Origin of the sequence: Nevskia sp., assembly GCF_021732705.1 — a bacterium.
Lineage (GTDB): Bacteria > Pseudomonadota > Gammaproteobacteria > Nevskiales > Nevskiaceae > Nevskia.
The window spans coordinates 282,107-297,290 of record NZ_JAKFUM010000003.1 but is presented as its reverse complement, the minus strand read 5'-3'; the positions used below and the strand labels follow the sequence as shown (position 1 = coordinate 297,290).

Genomic DNA, 15,184 nt, shown 5'->3' with positions numbered 1-15,184 from the left:
GAGAAATCCCATGTCCTACTCGAACAACAATCCCTTTGTCCGCGGCTACGACGGCCTGTCCGTCCAGCGGCTGCTTGCCATCTCCTACGACGACGACTGCCCGCTGACCTACCTGCCCCTGCATCCCTCGCAGTCGAATCTGCCGGACAGCCAGGTCGAACGGCGGGCCTGCATCTTCTCGGACGACTTCGTGCTGATCACCGAGGACCAAGCGGTCCCCGATGAACTGCAAGCGCAATGCCGCAGCCACGGGCTCGCCCGCAACGTTGTCTATGCCGTGATGGCCGAGGAAGACGGCAAGCCGCTGCACGTGGGCGACACCTACTCCGAAGAAGCGGCGCGGGAAGTCGTGCGGCGCCTGCGCTATGAAACGGGCTACTACAGCCGGTGCTGGGAGATCAGCAGCGCGCACCTCGACGCCGACGCGCATCGCTTCCTCTCCGAGCTGGCGGACATCGCCACGCCGACGCTGTTCCTGTTCGTCGCCTTCCGCATCCCGTACAGCCCGGCCATCGGGTTGAAGCTGATCGCCACGCCCTGGACCGACGAGAACCTGCGCGCGGTCGAAGGCACCACGGCCAAGCGGCTGATGCAGGAGCACCGCAAGAAGGGCATGCCGGAATCCCTGGTGCAGGTGCTGCACCTGGCCGCGCTCGCCGACGTGCGCATGCTGGTCTTCGATGCCGATGCGCAGGTGCTGGACGGCCTGCCGATCTACGACGACTGACACCACCTTTCGAGCCCCCACGCGGGGCTCGTTTCATTTCTGGACGAAGCCGGTGGCGGCGCAGTGCCGATTCCCCCACGACGCTGGCCCACACCCGACGCACGCTGCTCGCATGTTCGCTGGCGTTGCCGGCAAGCATGCCCAGGCAGTCGAGACCTTCGAGGCTGCGGCACGGTTCGCCGCGCTGGTTGCTTTTCCTTCCACGGGCGCATGCGCGTCCATCCACCTCACCCCCAAGGGACATGCCTCCCTTGCGGGCGGAAGTTCCTTGGATTGCCACAAGGAGCCTCCTAATGGATACCCAAGCCATCCGCGCACAGATGCCGACGCTGGTTCGCGGCCACGTGCCTTCCAACGTCCGCAGCTTCAAGTTCAACATCTTCGACGGCCAGCCCAAGGTTTCGACGCTGGGCTTCCACGTTGATCCCAAGCCTTTCGAGGGCAAGGTTATCGCCACCACCGACGAGGCCATCGTCGTCAAGACGGGCCGGGCCGAGTTCGCGGTGCTCGACAAGGCGCTCGTCACCGATGTGCCCGACGAAGGCGCCAAGGTGCAGGTCGAACCGTATGCGCGGCGCCGCTTCGACGGCATGCGCGCGGACACGCCCGAGGAGAGCACCGAGTTCACCGCCGACGGCCAGCCGTACACGGTGAAGCGGCTCATCCTGGGTTCCGCGCCGGCCAAGTTGCCGATCCCCGAGCCGCAGTGCCCCGAGCTGCAGGAGCTGATCCACCAACTGGAGCAGTTGCCCGCGCCCGATGGCTTTCGCCGCATCACGCACCTGCTGGTGGATGCCGGCGCGCGGGACTTCACGGTGGTCGATCCGAGCCCCCGCAACATCATCGCCACGCCGCCGGCCATCGGCTTCACCGTCGCCTCAGCGAAGTTCCAGGGGCGCGTCACCGTGCTCTACGAGCGCGGCCTCGACCTCTACGCGGTGGAGCTGCACCGCAACAGCAATCTGGTCGAGCGGGTCGATGAAGTGTCGTTCGACGAGCTGGGCCAGGCCCTGGAGCGGCTGATCGACGACGGGAGCTGGCGCCTCATCCGCGTGCAGCGCCTGTCCGGCCGCAAGCTGGTCCAGCACTGAGCCCCTGCGTTCCTAAGCGGCTTCCCGTCCCCGCGGCGGGAAGCCTTTCCTCCCATACCTCGATTGGAGACCACTTCCATGACTGTTCGATTCAAAGGCACCGAGCTTCGGCCCGTGCTTGCCGAGGCGGCGGCCAACCAGTGCCGCGTCGTCCTGGTCAAGGACCAGGGCGTGTATTTCATGGCCGAGCGCGGCGAGAGCCGGCCCGATGGGCGGCGCAAGACCATCGCCTATGCCGTGGGCTGCAACCCTGATGTCGATGTGTTCGACGACTGGTGGGAACTGGCGCGCGCCGAATTCGGCGGCGACGACTTCGGCGAGTTCTTCGACCTGCGGGAACGGGTGTTCAGCCGCATCCTGCACAGCGAGGACGACCTCGAAGTGTCGGCCACGGCCACGCACCTGTCGATGCAGCCCATGCCCGCTGCGCCGGCCGGCCACTGACCGTCCTGCTTCCCAGCCCCTCATGAAGGGGCTTCACTTTTTCCCGAGGACGCCGTCAATGCGGGGCGTCTCGGATACCGATTGCCGCTCGCGCGGGCGCGTGCCAGGCGCCACGCTTATCACCATGTTCCGCTGACACCCGTCAGCAGCATGCCCAGGCAGTCTCGATCTTCAAGACTGCGATGCGGTTCCGACCGCGTTGATCACCCAGTTCGCTCCGGCATCCCAGCGCGAACGGCCATCGGTTCTCCCGATGGTGATGCCACCCAAGCTGTTCCTTCAACCCACGCGGGGGTTCCACACCTTCCCCGCCTTGGGTCGGGTGTGTCTCCGCCTCTTTGTTCTCAGGAGATTCACCATGACCACTTCCACCGAAAGGTCCTTCTTCGACCTGCACATCACCGGACTCGGGTATCTCAATCGCATCCGCGAAGTGAAGCCCAAGAAAGGCGATGCGTTCCTGGCCTGCGACATCGCGGCGCTCAACGGCCCCAGCGATGATGTGGCCTACGTGCGTTTCGACACGCGCGTCTCGGGCTCCGAAGCGCAGCACCTGGTGCGCCGCTGCATCCAAGCGGTTGATGCCGAGAAGAAGGTGATGATCGGCTTCCGCCTGGGCGACCTGTGGACCGACACCTTTACCTACTCCAAGGGCAAGCGTGCCGGCGAGCAGGGGGTGAGCCTCAAGGCCCGCCTGCTGTTCGTCAGTTGGATCAAGGTCGACGGCAAGCTCGTCTACAAGGCCGAGCCCAAGCCGACCGACGCCGACGACCGCGACGAACGCGACGTGCGCGCCACGGATGTCCCCGCGACGTCCGCCGAGCCGCAAGCCGCTGCGTCCGAGCCCGCCAGGCCCGCCGCTGAAGCTGCCGATGAAGCCACTGCCGATGCGCCCGCATTGGAAGTTGCCGAGTCGTTCTGATCCGCAAGGCCCTGACTCTGAATTGAGCCCAGGGCCTTGTCTTCTCCCACTCGCGTGCGCATGCGACCGTCACCATGACAGCCGTGTGCGTGATCGCAGCTTCGTCCGCAGGAGTTCTTCATGATCACCATTCCCGGCCAATTGGCCATCAAGACCATCCACGGCCGCAACGGCGACTTCAACGTCGGGCGCCTTGCGACCTCCATCGGCGAGTTCGTCGTGAAGAACGCCGAACTCGACCAGTACGCCGAAGGCAAGTACGAGGGCGATTTCGCCATCGCGGAGATTCGCCCGTCCACGTACACCGCCAACGGTCGCATGGTCATCGAGATCCGCGCCCTCCTGGGCGGGATGACCTTGTCCAACATCGACGCCCTGAGCCGTGACGACGCCCGCCGGCTGAGTCCGCAGGAAGTCGATCCGATCGACGAGGAAGCGCAGACCGCCACGCCGACGCCGACGACCGCCCCCAAGGCGGCCGGCCGGAAGAAGGCGCGCAGCTCGCGCGACCCGCTGGTCGATACCACGCCGTTCGGCAGCGAACCGGCTGCTGCGTCTGCCGAGGCTCCGGTCCAGGCGGACGAAGACGGCGACGCGGCACTGTTCGGTGTGCTCTGGCCGCTGGGCGATGTCGTCAAGCTCGATGCCACCGTGGATCGGCGCGTGCTGCGTCAACAGCGCGACCGTCTCGGCGACCTGGGCTACGAGTTCGCTCCGCTGTCCCAGGACTGGCATCTCGCCAGGGTCTGATCCCATCGCCACTTCACGCCGCGTGCCTGCGGCTTTCCACCAACCCGCCGGGGTTCCTTCCCCGGCGGGAGGACTCCGGCCCTTTCTCACAGGAGTCATTCCATGGGCTGGACATTCGTTCGATTGACGCGCGATCAATTGATCCGCGAGCTGACCGCAACTGAGGAAACCGAGCGGTCGCGCAATGAGGTCATCGATCACACGCTGGTCGGCAACGTGCTGTGGACGGTGGTGCGCGTCACCGCCAAGCAGGCCGGTGTCCTGGGTCTCGCACCCGGAGAGTCGGCCACCTTGATTGGCTGCCATCTGCTGGAAAGCGAGGGCCGCGAATGGGGCTACAAGTCCCTGGTCGAGGCCGAGCACCCGTACTACTACTCGTGCCCGCTGCGCTATCTCGACATGGCGCCGCAGCGCTGCGCCACTTGGCGCGCAAGGGTGCATGCCTTCCATCAGCAGCATCCGGCGAGCAGTGTGGCCGGCGATGCAGCCACTGAGTGAGGCGCACATGGACACCATCCTGTCGTCCATGCGGCCCGAGCTGCTTCGCTTCGTCGAAGAACAGTTGGCCAACAACGAGGTTTCCGACGACGACGAGCTGCGCGAGCACTTCATCGCCAACGGCCTGAGCGAAGAACAGGCGTGGCAGGCACTGACCTACCGCGCCCTGTACTTGCGCTACATCTTCCTCGAAGGCTTCACGCCGATCCTTAAAGGCCAGGAAGCGCTTTGCTTCAACCCGCATAGCCGAGGCTGGGAGCCGGTTCAGAACCCATAGGCCGCTTCCCAGCGACGCGCTTCTTCATCCCTTCCATCAGGCCCTGTTCAGCAGGGCTTTTCTTCGTCCCACGCAATCCGCGCATCCGGCCTCGGCCGCTGGATGCCGATTGCTTCATTCCGCAAGGAGATCATCATGCAACTCGCTTCCCGCTTCGCTTCTCGCTCCCCGGTGCTGCGCGCCGACTATCCGCTGTCGGATGATCAGATTCGCACCGTGGCCCCGTCCATCTTCGCGGACACCCCGCACGAAAGCCGCTCCGAACGGTACAGCTACATCCCCACGGCGGCTGTGCTGACTGAACTGCGCAAGGAAGGCTTCCAGCCGTTCATGGTGTGCCAGACCCGCGTGCGGCACGAGGACCGCCGCGACTACACCAAGCACATGCTGCGCCTTCGCCACGCCAGCCAGATCAACGGCGCCGAGGCGAACGAGATCATCCTGCTCAACTCGCACGACGGCAGCAGCAGCTACCAGATGCTCGCGGGCCTGTTCAGATTCGTCTGCCACAACGGCCTGGTGTGCGGCGACACCTTCGCCGACGTGCGGGTGCCCCACAAGGGCAACGTCACCGATCACGTGATCGAAGGCGCCTACGAGGTGCTGCACGGCTTCGAGCGCGTGCAGGACTCGCGCGACGCCATGCAGGGCATCACGCTGGACAACGGCGAGGCCGAGGTCTTCGCCAAGTCGGCGCTGACCTTGAAGTACGACGATTCGGGCAAGGCCTTGCCCATCACGGAGACCCAGATCCTGCGGCCCCGTCGTTACGACGACAACCGCGCCGACCTGTGGACTGTCTTCAACAGAGTCCAGGAGAACCTGGTCAAGGGCGGCCTGAGCGGCCGTGCTGCCAACGGGCGCCGGCAGCGCACGCGAGCCGTCCAGGGCATCGACCAGAACGTCCGGCTCAACCGGGCGCTGTGGCTGCTGGCGGACGGCCTACGCCAGCTCAAAGCCTGACCCACAAGCGGATCGTGCCTCACGGCATGGTCCGCTTTTTTTTTGGCTGGTGCTGTGCTGCCAGCGCACCGCGTTCCATTTGGTTCGGTGTAACCCTAATGCGCCAATTCGCCGCTGCCTCGAAAATCGAGATTCGACTGCATACCTCCTTGGCTTTTCCTCCCTGAGCCAAGCAGTCATCTTTGCCGCCTCGGTGTCCCCGGGGCGGTTTTCTTTGGCTCAGTTCGCGTTGAGTGCGGATGGCCCGGGGCCGATGGCCAGTGCGAGCAGGGAAACCGCATCGACCCTGAGTCGCGCGTTGCGGTCGAGCGCCCGGAACCAGCCGAGGTAGTTCGGCAGGTAGTGCGTGGAAATGCCGTTGAAGCGCCGCAGCCAGGTCTTCAGGCGACTGTGATACGCGTTGACGTTCTGGACATGCCACGGCCCGCGGATGCGCTCGCCGGCAGACATGTTGATGGCTTGGTGCTCAATCGCCAGTTCCACGGCGGCCTGGTGAAGGTGATTGCTGCCGTCCGAGCACAGCACAGAGTCGTCGGCCAGTGCCTGTGGCAGCACCGCCTTGAGCGCAGCCTTGCCGGTGTTGGGCAGCACGAAGTCGCTGGTTTCGCCGGAGCGGTTGCGCATCACCAGTATGGGCACTTGTTCGGACGACACCCCGCGCTTGGCAGCTTTGCCGCCGCGCCGGCGAGGTGCCCGTTGCGTTTGTCGGGCCAGCCGTGCTGGCTGGCCCTTGTACGAGAGCAGTTGGTACGTCTCGTCAGCCTCGACAACACCGGCCATGTGCACTGCCTTGGCCTCGCGAGGGCAGGCCAGCCAGCGATGGCGCCAACGAAAGGCGGTCGTGCTGTGCACGCCGAGTCGGGTGGCCGCTTTGCGAACGCTCAGTCCTTCGTCGAGCACCTTGGCTTGGTCGAGCCACTTGTCGCGGTAGCGCAACCGCGCCAGCGGTGTGCCGGTCAGCGCATTGAAGGTGATACGGCAGTCGCGGCACTTGTATCGCTGCAACCCATTGGCAAAGCCATTGCGCACCACGTGCTCGCCGTTGCAAGCCGGGCACATCGGTCGCGCGGCCAACCGCTTCTCGATGCAGTCGGCAACTTCGTCGATGGCCTGGGCGTGTGCAAGCTCATGGAGCACCAGCTTGCGCTGGTTGGCTGTCAGCCGCCCCAGCGCATCGCGCAGCCGCTTCAATTCGTCCGCCTTCATTTGCGTCTCCCGGTGACTCTTCTGTCACCACCGACGCAGTCTCGAACTCAACAGGCTCACTGGGCGAGCCTGTCACCATTCAACGCGAACTGAGCCTTTTCTTTTGCGGCCGTCCTTCCGGCGCCGCGGGCGATGCGCCAGCGCAAACAGGGTTGGGCGCCGGGTCGGTTTTTCGCTCACGCGGTGTACGCAGCTTGGCGCAGGCTATGACTCGTGTCCGTCGGCGTAGCCGACAACATGCCCAGGTAGCCCAGACCTTCAAGGCTACGGTGCGTTGCGACGCACGGTCTGATTCTTCACAACGACGTTCACCGCGTCTTCTTCCATCCCCCTGGGGCAGTGACTGCCCTCGCGGGTGGTGCTGTCTCCGCTCACTTCGAGGACATCACCATGCCTGCACATTCTTCCCCCAAGACGCTCTATCGCATCGACGAATGCCCCGACCTGATGGCCGATGGCGTCGTCGGTGACGAGAACGGCAACCTGGTCTTCATCTCCCTCTGGGCGCGCGACACCGCCGTCCAGGAATTCCTGGCCCGTCTCACCCTGGGCCGGGACGAGCAGGGACTGGATCAGTTCCACATCATCACCGAGCAAGGCGCGAGCATCCCGGTCTTCGTCGGCAACGTCGAGAACCTGGAGAAGCGCAGCGCACGCGCCTACCGGCGCACGCTGTTCGGCTCGCTGACCAACATCTGGCTGTTCGATCGGCGCTGCGTCAAACCCGACAAGGCCAACGCCAGCGCACTGGCGCTCTTGCCTCGCGATTCCAAGTACCGGCTCGACCGGCTGTGGACGCTGGTGCGGGACACCTGCCCGCTGCCGCTTCTCGATCCCTGGCGCGACAGCGTGCTGGAACTGCTGCAGGCGAAGTCGATGCTGACGCGCCTGCCGTTCGCCCTCGGGCCTCTGGAAGGCCATCGGCTCGCCATCGACGTGCCGGCGCTGACCCAGGTGCTGGGCGGCCTGATCCGCAGCGGCGCGCTCGTCGCCGGCACGCCGGCCAGCCGCATCCCCTCGGCACGACCGCTCGAAGCGGTGGCTTGAGGTTCCTTCACCGGACATGCACGCGCGCATGTCCGCATCCTTTCATCTTCAATGCCAGGAGATTCCCATGGCCCTCATGTTCCCGCGGCTCGCCCGCAACTTCGTCAAGAACGGGTACTTCCCCACGGATGAACCCACGCTCGAAAGAGCACTCGCCGCGCTGGCGCCCGCTGCTCCCTCGGCCGGTCCGCTGTGCATCCTCGATCCCTGCGCCGGCGAAGGCGTGGCGATCGCCGAAGCCGCGCACGCCCTCGGGCGCGAACGGGTCCAGGCCTTCGCCGTCGAGTACGAGGCGGAGCGCGCACGCCACGCCCGGCAACTGGTCGATCGCTGCATCCACGGCGACCTGATGGACACGCTGATCAGCCGGCAGAGCTTTGGCCTGCTGTGGCTCAACCCGCCGTATGGCGACCTGTCCAAGGACACCAACGGCAACGTCGGCTACCAGGGCCAGGGCCGCGCGCGGCTGGAAAAGCTGTTCTACCAGAAGGCGCTGCCGCTGCTGCAGTACGGCGGCGTGCTGATCTACATCGTGCCGCACTACGTGCTCGACGCCGAACTGGTCGGATGGCTGACCCGGCACTTCGCCGAGCTGCGCATCTACCGCGCGGTGGACACGCAGTTCAGGCAGGTCGTGATCTTCGGTCGCAAGGTTCGCCAGCGCGACCAGGTGTCGGATTCGGTCAAGGCCACGCGCGCACTGCTGCTGCAGATAGGTCTCGGCGACGCCGAAGCGGAAGAGCTGCCGGTCGAATGGCCGTTCCTGCCGTACACGGTGCCTGCCACGGCCGAGCCGGAGCACTTCTACCGCGTGACGATGGAGCCCGAGCAGTTCGCCGATGAAGTCGGCCGGCTGCAAGGACTCTGGCCGACGCTCGACACGCACCTTGGCGCCGCGCAGCAGTCGCTGCGGCCCCCGGCGCGAGGGTTATCGCATTGGCATCTCGCCTTAGCGCTCGCCGCGGGTGCGATTTCCGGCGTGGTGAAGTCCAAGACGGGCCGCGTGCTCGTCGTCAAGGGCGACACCCACAAGGAGAAGACCTTGCAGACGGAGTACACCGAGCGCGACGACGGCACCGTGGCCGAGACGCGCATCCTGACCGACAAGTTCGTGCCGGTCATCCGCGCCTGGGACATGACGCCGGGCTCGTCGACGTGTGGCGAGGTGCTGACCATCCGCTGATCGCTGTTCCCTGACGATTCGCCGTCGCTTCATCCACCAACTCATCCACCCAACGGGGCCATGTCACCCCGCCGGGTGCCGTGGCCCCTCTTTCATCCGAAGGAGAAACACCATGGCACTCGCAGTTCTCAACCTGGCGTCGCAAGCACGCTTTGCCCCCGGACACCTGGTCATGACCCGCGGCATCGATGCGCTGGTCCAGCAAGGCCGGCTCAACCCGGCACCGTATCTGTCCCGCCATCTCAGCGGCGATTGGGGCGACCTCGACGACAGCGACCGGCGTCAGAACGACGCCGCGTTGCGCTCCGGCGAGGATCGGCTTTTCTCGTCCTACCAGGTCGCGCCTGACCTGAAGCTCTGGATCATCACCGAGTGGGATCGCAGCGTGACCACGCTGCTGTTGCCCAGCGAATACTGATCTTCATCCACCGCGGCCGCGCGCCGCTCTTCTCTTCCCAACCCGGGGCATGCCATCGCCCCGCAGGGGAGGTGCATGCCTCATTCCTATGGAGCATCACCATGTCCCTCGATACCAACATTGTTCCCGCCGCCGATGGCACTCCCGTCCAGGGCGACCTGCTCGAAGCGGCTGCTTCTCCCCTGGCGATGAGCCTTCAGGATTTCGTTGCCGAATTCGGCGACGAACTGCTGGACTCGCTCAACCGCGCCAACCCTCCCGTCTACACCAGCCAGGCCCGGCCGCATCGCCAGCTCGTGCTGGCCAGTCTCAAGCGCAAGCTGTTCGGCGCGCAGGCCGAGGTGGTGCATGCCGTCACCGAGCTGCTGGCCGACCGCGGCGAACGCGCCGCGATCGTCAATGGCGAAATGGGCTGCGGCAAGACCACCGTTGGCATTGCCACGGCGGCCGTGCTGCACGCCGAAGGCTACCGCCGCACGCTGGTCCTCTCACCGCCTCACCTGGTCTACAAGTGGCGCCGGGAAATCCAGGAAACCGTGGCCGGCGCGAAGGTCTGGGTGCTCAACGGCCCAGACACGCTGGTCAAGCTCATCAAGCTGCGCGAGCAGTTGGGCGTGCCGGTGCGCGGCCAGGAGTTCTACGTGCTCGGGCGCGTGCGGATGCGCATGGGTTTCCACTGGAAGCCCGTCTTCAACGTGCGGCACACGAAGCACGGCGAAGTCGGCGCATGCCCGGATTGCGGCCAGGTCATCACCAACCTCGACGGCGAGCCAATCAACCCGGTCGAACTCGAAGCTGAGGACTACCGCCGCCGGTGCAGCCATTGCGCCGCACCGCTGTGGACGCTGATGCGACCGCGCAGCCTGTCCGCCAGCGACCAGTCCACGGCCGTCTTCAAAGCCTTGCAGCGCATCCCGACCATCGGGGAAGTCACCGCGCAGAAGCTGATGAAGAAGTTCGGCGACGGCTTCCTGGCCTCGATGCTGGGCGACAACATCCACGAGTTCATCAACCTCATGGATGCCAACGGCGAGCTGGTCTTCTCGGACGCCCAAGCGCACCGCATGGAGCGGGCGATGGCGAACATGGAGTTCGGCTTCGGTGAGGGTGGCTACCAGCCGTCCGAGTTCATCAAGAGGTATTTGCCGCAAGGCACGTTCGACCTGCTCATCGCCGACGAGGCGCACGAGTACAAGAACGGCGGTAGCGCCCAGGGCCAGGCCATGGGCGTGCTCGCTGCGAAGGCGCGCAAGACCTTGCTGCTTACCGGCACGCTGATGGGTGGCTACGGCGACGACCTGTTCCACCTGCTGTTCCGAGCCCTGCCGGGGCGAATGATCGAAGACGGCTACCGCCCGACCAAGAGCGGCAGCATGACCTCGGCCGCGATGGCGTTCATGCGCGATCACGGGATTCTCAAGGACATCTATTCCGAGAGCACGGGCACGGCGCACAAGACGGCCAAGGGCACCAAGGTATCGGTGCGCACGGTCAAGGCGCCGGGCTTCGGCCCGAAGGGCGTGCTACGTTGCGTCCTGCCGTTCACGGTATTTCTCAAGCTCAAGGACATCGGCGGCAATGTGCTGCCGTCCTACGACGAGGAGTTCCGCGAGGTGGCGATGGACACGGCGCAAGCCGCGGCCTATCGCGATCTGTCGTTTCGTCTGACCTCGGCGCTGAAACAGGCGCTGGCCAAGCGCGACACGACGCTGCTCGGCGTGGTCCTCAACGTGCTGCTGGCCTGGCCGGATTGCTGCTTCCGGTCGGAGACGGTGGTGCACCCTCGCACGCGCCAGACCTTGGCCTTCGTTCCGGCTCAGTTCAACGAGCTGGAGGTGATGCCCAAGGAGCGCGAGCTGATCGAGATCTGCAAGCAGGAGAAGGCTGCGGGTCGCAAGACGCTGGTCTACTCGGTCTACACCGGAACGCGCGACACCACGTCGCGTTTGAAGGTGCTGCTGGAGCAGGAGGGCTTCAAGGTGGCGGTGTTGCGCGCGAGCGTAGACGCCAGCCGTCGCGAAGACTGGATCGCCGAGCAGTTGGACCGTGGCATCGACGTGCTCGTCACGAACCCGGAGCTGGTCAAGACGGGTCTCGACCTGTTGGAGTTTCCGACGATCGTGTTCATGCAGTCGGGCTACAACGTCTACAGCCTGCAGCAGGCGGCCCGGCGCTCATGGCGCATCGGCCAGAAGCTGCCGGTTCGCGTGATCTACCTCGGCTATGCGGCTTCCTCGCAGATGACCTGCCTGGGGCTGATGGCGCGAAAGATCATGGTCTCGCAGAGCACGTCGGGAGACGTGCCCGAGTCGGGACTGGATGTGCTGAACCAGGACGGTGATTCCGTCGAGGTGGCACTGGCCCGGCAACTCGTCGCGGCCTGATCCCACCCACCCACGCCGGCTGCCCTTCGGGGCGCCGGCTTCTTTTTTGTTCTGCGCATCGACGGCAGGCCATGAAGTCGGGCGCATGCCAGTTCCCTTTGTTTGCTGCCCCAACGCCCTGCGGCGGCGATGGTGAGGGCTCCGTGTTCCAGGGAACTGCCCCATGCAACCACTCACCTGCGTCGTTCATCGCCTGACTGCGCCTGCCTTGCTGGTTGGCTGCGTGCTCATCACCGGCTGCGCCGCCACGGGCACGGCGAGCACCCCGACTGCCCCTGACTCGATTCCCGAGCCTGCGGTGTTGGTCAGGACCATCGCCCCGGAGCCCGAGCCGAGCCTGATCCCGGTGGCCCGTTATGGGCGCTACACGCTGGTTGAGATGGTGCCGGAACCGGCGCAGCGCGACCTGCTGCGGCAGGTGATCGAGATTTCGATTCCGCCGACCTTGGACGCGAGCGTCGGCGATGCCCTGCGGCACGTGCTGCTGCGCACCGGCTACCGCCTTTGCGATGCGCCGGACGCCGCTTCGCTGTTCACGCTGCCGCTGCCGGCGGCGCACCTGCGGCTCGGGCCACTGCCGCTGCGCGATGCCTTGCTGGCGCTGGCCGGTCCGGCCTGGGATCTGTCAGTCGATGACGCGGCGCGCGCGGTGTGCTTCGCGCGCCTGACGACTGCGCGTGCGCCGAGCGCCAGCCCCATTCCTGCGGCTGCCGCATCGAGCGCGCCCGCCGCCGAACCCCACGTGCCCCAGGAGGCCCAGCCATGACCATCCCGCAGCTTCCCGACGAGAACGCCGGCCGCGCGCGCTGGTTGAACATCGCAGCGGCCGCGTGGCTGCTGCTCGTGAGCATCCTCGCGGTGGTCAACAGCGTGGGCCTGTCGCGCCTGAGCGAGCAGAGCCAGGCCAGCGCCCAGGATGCGCACGTGCAGGCGCTCAACACGCGCGTCGCCGAACTCGAACAGCAGGCGGCGGCCTCGAAGAACCAGCCCAAGCCTGTCACCCAGCCCGACTTCGAGGCCGCGCGCAAGGCGCTGGACGAGCGCCTGACGCAGGTCGAGCAGGCCCAGGCCGCAGACGCCCATACCGGCGACTTGCAGGCGCTGCAGGCGCGCATGGGCGACCTCGAAGCGCGCATGAAGCGAACCGCCGCGCCTGCCGCGGCACCCCGGCGCACCGCCGAGCCGGCCAATCCCAAGGTGCCCGAACCGCCGTTCAACGTCGTGGGCGTGGAACTGCGCGGCGGCGAGCGCTTCCTGTCGGTGGCGGCGCCCAAGGCCTCGTCGGTGCTGGACGTGTGGCTGCTGCGCGAAGGCGATGCCGTAGGCGCGTGGCATCTGCTGGCGATCGAGGCGCGCGCCGCCGTGTTCCGCGTGGACGGCCAGACCCAGCGCCTTGCGCTGCCATAGGAGCCGGCCATGAAGCACGCCGCGATCTGCTTCGCCGCCATCCTCGCCGCTGTCGCAGGCACGGCCTCGGCGCAGTCGGCGCCGGTCGCGTCCTCGCGCACCGTTCCCGCCCAGGTGCAGAACAGCAGCGACGCTGCGCTGGACGAGCGCCTGGCACGCGATTGGGGGCTGCGCCCCGAGGAGTGGGCGCGCTACCGCCAACTGATGCAGGGGCCGCTGGGCATCTATTCCCCGAACCTCGATCCGCTGACGGCGCTGGGCATCGAGGCGCGCAGCGACGAGGAACGCAACCGCTATGCAGAGCTGCAGGTGCAGGCGGAATCGAAGCGCGTGGGCAAGACGCTGGCGTACCAGCGGGCCTACGACGCGGCGTGGAAGCGGCTCTATCCGGGACAGCAGCGCGTGAACATGCCCGGTGCGAAGGTGCCGGGCGCCGGCAACCGGGGCTCGGGCCGGCTGGCGGTTTTCGTGAAGGCCGAGTGCCCGCCGTGCGAGCAGCGCGTGCGCCAGTTGCAGGCGGCCGGCACCGCCTTCGACCTCTACATGGTCGGCAGCCGCCAGGAGGACGCCCGCATCCGCCAGTGGGCGACGCAGGCCGGCATCGACGCCGGCCGCGTGCGCTCGCGCACCATCACGCTCAACCATGACGCCGGGCGCTGGCTGTCGCTCGGCCTGCCCGGCGATCTGCCCGCTGTGGTGCGCGAGGTCAACGGCCAATGGCAGCGGCAGTAACCCGCCGTGCAGGCTGCGCGGCCTTGGTCCTCGGCCTTTGCGCCCATGCCGCCATCGTCTTCGGCCAGGAGGTGCCGCCACCTGCCTACCAGCTCGCCGCTCAGCAGGCGGGCGTGCCGTCGCCGGTGCTGTATGCGGTGGCGCTGCAGGAGAGCGGCGCCCGGCTGCGCGGCCGGCTGATCCCGTGGCCGTGGACGCTCAACGTCGCCGGCCGCGCCGAACGCTACGCCACGCGGGCCGAGGCCTGCGCAGGCATCCGCCGGGCGCTCGCCAGCACGCCGGCCAACCGCATCGACGCCGGCCTCGGCCAGGTCAACCTCGGCTACCACGCGCACCGCTACGCGCATCCCTGCGAGCTGCTGGACCCGTACCGCAACCTCGCCATCGCCGCGGAAATCCTGCAGGAGCAGCACACGCCGGGCGAGGACTGGCTGGTCGCCATCGGCCGCTACCACCGCCCCGCGGGCGGCGAGCCGGCCGCCCGCTACCGCCGCAGCGTCCACCAGCACCTGACCCGCGTGCTCGGGCCAGGCGCCTCACTTCCCTCTGCCCGGAGTCCCATGCCATGAACCGCATCCTCGTTGCCGCGACTGCGGCGCTGCTGGCCACCACCGCCGACGCGCAGGACCGCAGCCCCTATACCAAGCCGGCGTCACCGCCGCTGATCGTGGTCGAGGACAAGGGCGGCACCTCGGCGCTGCCGTACTACCGCGCCTTGAACCCGCAAGATGCGCAGCCAGGCCAACCGGCCATGCCGCAACCAGTACCCCGCATCGGCAATCCTGCCGATGCCGAGGCGGCCATGCTGCCGGTGCGCTCGGCGCGGCTCACCCCGGGCGACGAGCCGCGTCGCGTGATCCGCGCGCCAGGCCTCACGCCATTGTTCCTGGTCGGCGACGATGACGCCTCGCGCGCATGGCTCAAACAGCGGGGCAAGGATTTGCAGGCGCTGCGCGCCGTGGGCCTGGTGGTCAACGTGGCGACGCCCGAAGCACTGGCCGCGCTGCGCCGCCTGGCACCTGGTTTGATGCTCTCGCCGGTCTCGGGAGACGAGCTGGCGCAGCGCTTGGGGCTCAAGCACTACCCGGTGCTGATCACCGCCACGGGCATCGAGCCCTGATGTGACGTGAAGCGC

General features: G+C 66.9%; 18 protein-coding genes. 17 read left to right on the top strand and 1 reads right to left on the bottom strand.

What is annotated here, in order from left to right; translation table 11 throughout:
• The first annotated feature begins 10 nt into the window (after positions 1 to 10).
• The 8 genes from QZ951_RS03675 (at position 11) to QZ951_RS03640 (ending at position 5,672) form a co-directional block, all read left to right on the top strand.
• Positions 11 to 727, top strand: coding sequence for an ABC transporter substrate-binding protein (locus QZ951_RS03675; RefSeq protein ID WP_292998673.1), 717 nt, complete (start codon positions 11 to 13; stop codon positions 725 to 727).
• A gap of 293 nt (positions 728 to 1,020) precedes the next feature.
• Entirely contained in the window at positions 1,021 to 1,818 is a 798-nt protein-coding gene (locus QZ951_RS03670; protein ID WP_292998671.1) for a GTPase, read from the top strand.
• A 78-nt stretch (positions 1,819 to 1,896) separates the two neighbouring features.
• Entirely contained in the window at positions 1,897 to 2,262 is a 366-nt protein-coding gene (locus tag QZ951_RS03665; RefSeq protein ID WP_292999055.1) for a DUF3085 domain-containing protein, read from the top strand.
• Positions 2,263 to 2,620: 358 nt separating this feature from the next.
• Positions 2,621 to 3,184, top strand: coding sequence for an STY4534 family ICE replication protein (locus QZ951_RS03660; protein ID WP_292998669.1), 564 nt, complete (start codon positions 2,621 to 2,623; stop codon positions 3,182 to 3,184).
• A 120-nt stretch (positions 3,185 to 3,304) separates the two neighbouring features.
• The gene (locus tag QZ951_RS03655) at positions 3,305 to 3,934 is read left to right on the top strand and encodes a DUF3275 family protein (RefSeq protein WP_292998667.1); all 630 of its coding nucleotides are present in this window, start codon (positions 3,305 to 3,307) and stop codon (positions 3,932 to 3,934) included.
• A gap of 102 nt (positions 3,935 to 4,036) precedes the next feature.
• On the top strand, positions 4,037 to 4,432 hold the full coding sequence (locus QZ951_RS03650; RefSeq protein ID WP_292998665.1) for a hypothetical protein: 396 nt from the start codon (positions 4,037 to 4,039) through the stop codon (positions 4,430 to 4,432).
• Positions 4,433 to 4,439: 7 nt separating this feature from the next.
• Positions 4,440 to 4,709 (top strand): hypothetical protein, encoded by a 270-nt coding sequence (locus QZ951_RS03645; RefSeq protein WP_292998663.1) that lies wholly within the window; start codon positions 4,440 to 4,442, stop codon positions 4,707 to 4,709.
• Between the two features lie 135 nt (positions 4,710 to 4,844).
• The gene (locus QZ951_RS03640; RefSeq protein ID WP_292998661.1) at positions 4,845 to 5,672 is read left to right on the top strand and encodes a DUF932 domain-containing protein; all 828 of its coding nucleotides are present in this window, start codon (positions 4,845 to 4,847) and stop codon (positions 5,670 to 5,672) included.
• 219 nt (positions 5,673 to 5,891) lie between these two features.
• On the opposite strand, the gene QZ951_RS03635 is transcribed toward QZ951_RS03640, so the two are convergent.
• On the bottom strand, positions 5,892 to 6,878 hold the full coding sequence (locus QZ951_RS03635; protein WP_292998659.1) for an IS1595 family transposase: 987 nt from the start codon (positions 6,876 to 6,878) through the stop codon (positions 5,892 to 5,894).
• Positions 6,879 to 7,268: 390 nt separating this feature from the next.
• Here QZ951_RS03635 and QZ951_RS03630 point away from each other — a divergent pair, with 390 nt between their 5' ends.
• The 9 genes from QZ951_RS03630 (at position 7,269) to QZ951_RS03590 (ending at position 15,169) form a co-directional block, all read left to right on the top strand.
• The gene (locus QZ951_RS03630) at positions 7,269 to 7,925 is read left to right on the top strand and encodes a hypothetical protein (protein ID WP_292999053.1); all 657 of its coding nucleotides are present in this window, start codon (positions 7,269 to 7,271) and stop codon (positions 7,923 to 7,925) included.
• 67 nt (positions 7,926 to 7,992) lie between these two features.
• Entirely contained in the window at positions 7,993 to 9,108 is a 1,116-nt protein-coding gene (locus QZ951_RS03625) for a DUF6094 domain-containing protein (protein WP_292998657.1), read from the top strand.
• 112 nt (positions 9,109 to 9,220) lie between these two features.
• Positions 9,221 to 9,526, top strand: a complete 306-nt coding sequence (locus QZ951_RS03620; RefSeq protein WP_292998655.1) for a hypothetical protein — start codon at positions 9,221 to 9,223, stop codon at positions 9,524 to 9,526.
• 101 nt (positions 9,527 to 9,627) lie between these two features.
• Positions 9,628 to 11,910, top strand: coding sequence for a helicase-related protein (locus QZ951_RS03615; RefSeq protein WP_292998653.1), 2,283 nt, complete (start codon positions 9,628 to 9,630; stop codon positions 11,908 to 11,910).
• Between the two features lie 163 nt (positions 11,911 to 12,073).
• Positions 12,074 to 12,676 carry a PilL N-terminal domain-containing protein gene (locus QZ951_RS03610; protein WP_292998651.1) on the top strand — a complete coding sequence of 201 codons (603 nt, stop codon included), beginning with the start codon at positions 12,074 to 12,076 and terminating at the stop codon, positions 12,674 to 12,676.
• Entirely contained in the window at positions 12,673 to 13,317 is a 645-nt protein-coding gene (locus tag QZ951_RS03605) for a hypothetical protein (RefSeq protein WP_292998649.1), read from the top strand. Before QZ951_RS03610 ends, QZ951_RS03605 begins: the two co-directional genes overlap by 4 nt.
• Before the next feature lie 9 nt (positions 13,318 to 13,326).
• Positions 13,327 to 14,049 (top strand): TIGR03759 family integrating conjugative element protein, encoded by a 723-nt coding sequence (locus QZ951_RS03600; RefSeq protein WP_096450700.1) that lies wholly within the window; start codon positions 13,327 to 13,329, stop codon positions 14,047 to 14,049.
• Positions 14,034 to 14,618: a transglycosylase SLT domain-containing protein gene (locus QZ951_RS03595; RefSeq protein WP_292998644.1), complete on the top strand. Its 585-nt coding sequence runs from the start codon at positions 14,034 to 14,036 to the stop codon at positions 14,616 to 14,618. The genes QZ951_RS03600 and QZ951_RS03595 overlap by 16 nt, the downstream gene beginning before the upstream one ends.
• A complete protein-coding gene (locus QZ951_RS03590; protein ID WP_292998642.1) occupies positions 14,615 to 15,169 on the top strand; it encodes an integrating conjugative element protein in 555 nt (184 codons plus the stop codon). Before QZ951_RS03595 ends, QZ951_RS03590 begins: the two co-directional genes overlap by 4 nt.
• The last annotated feature ends 15 nt before the right edge of the window (positions 15,170 to 15,184 follow it).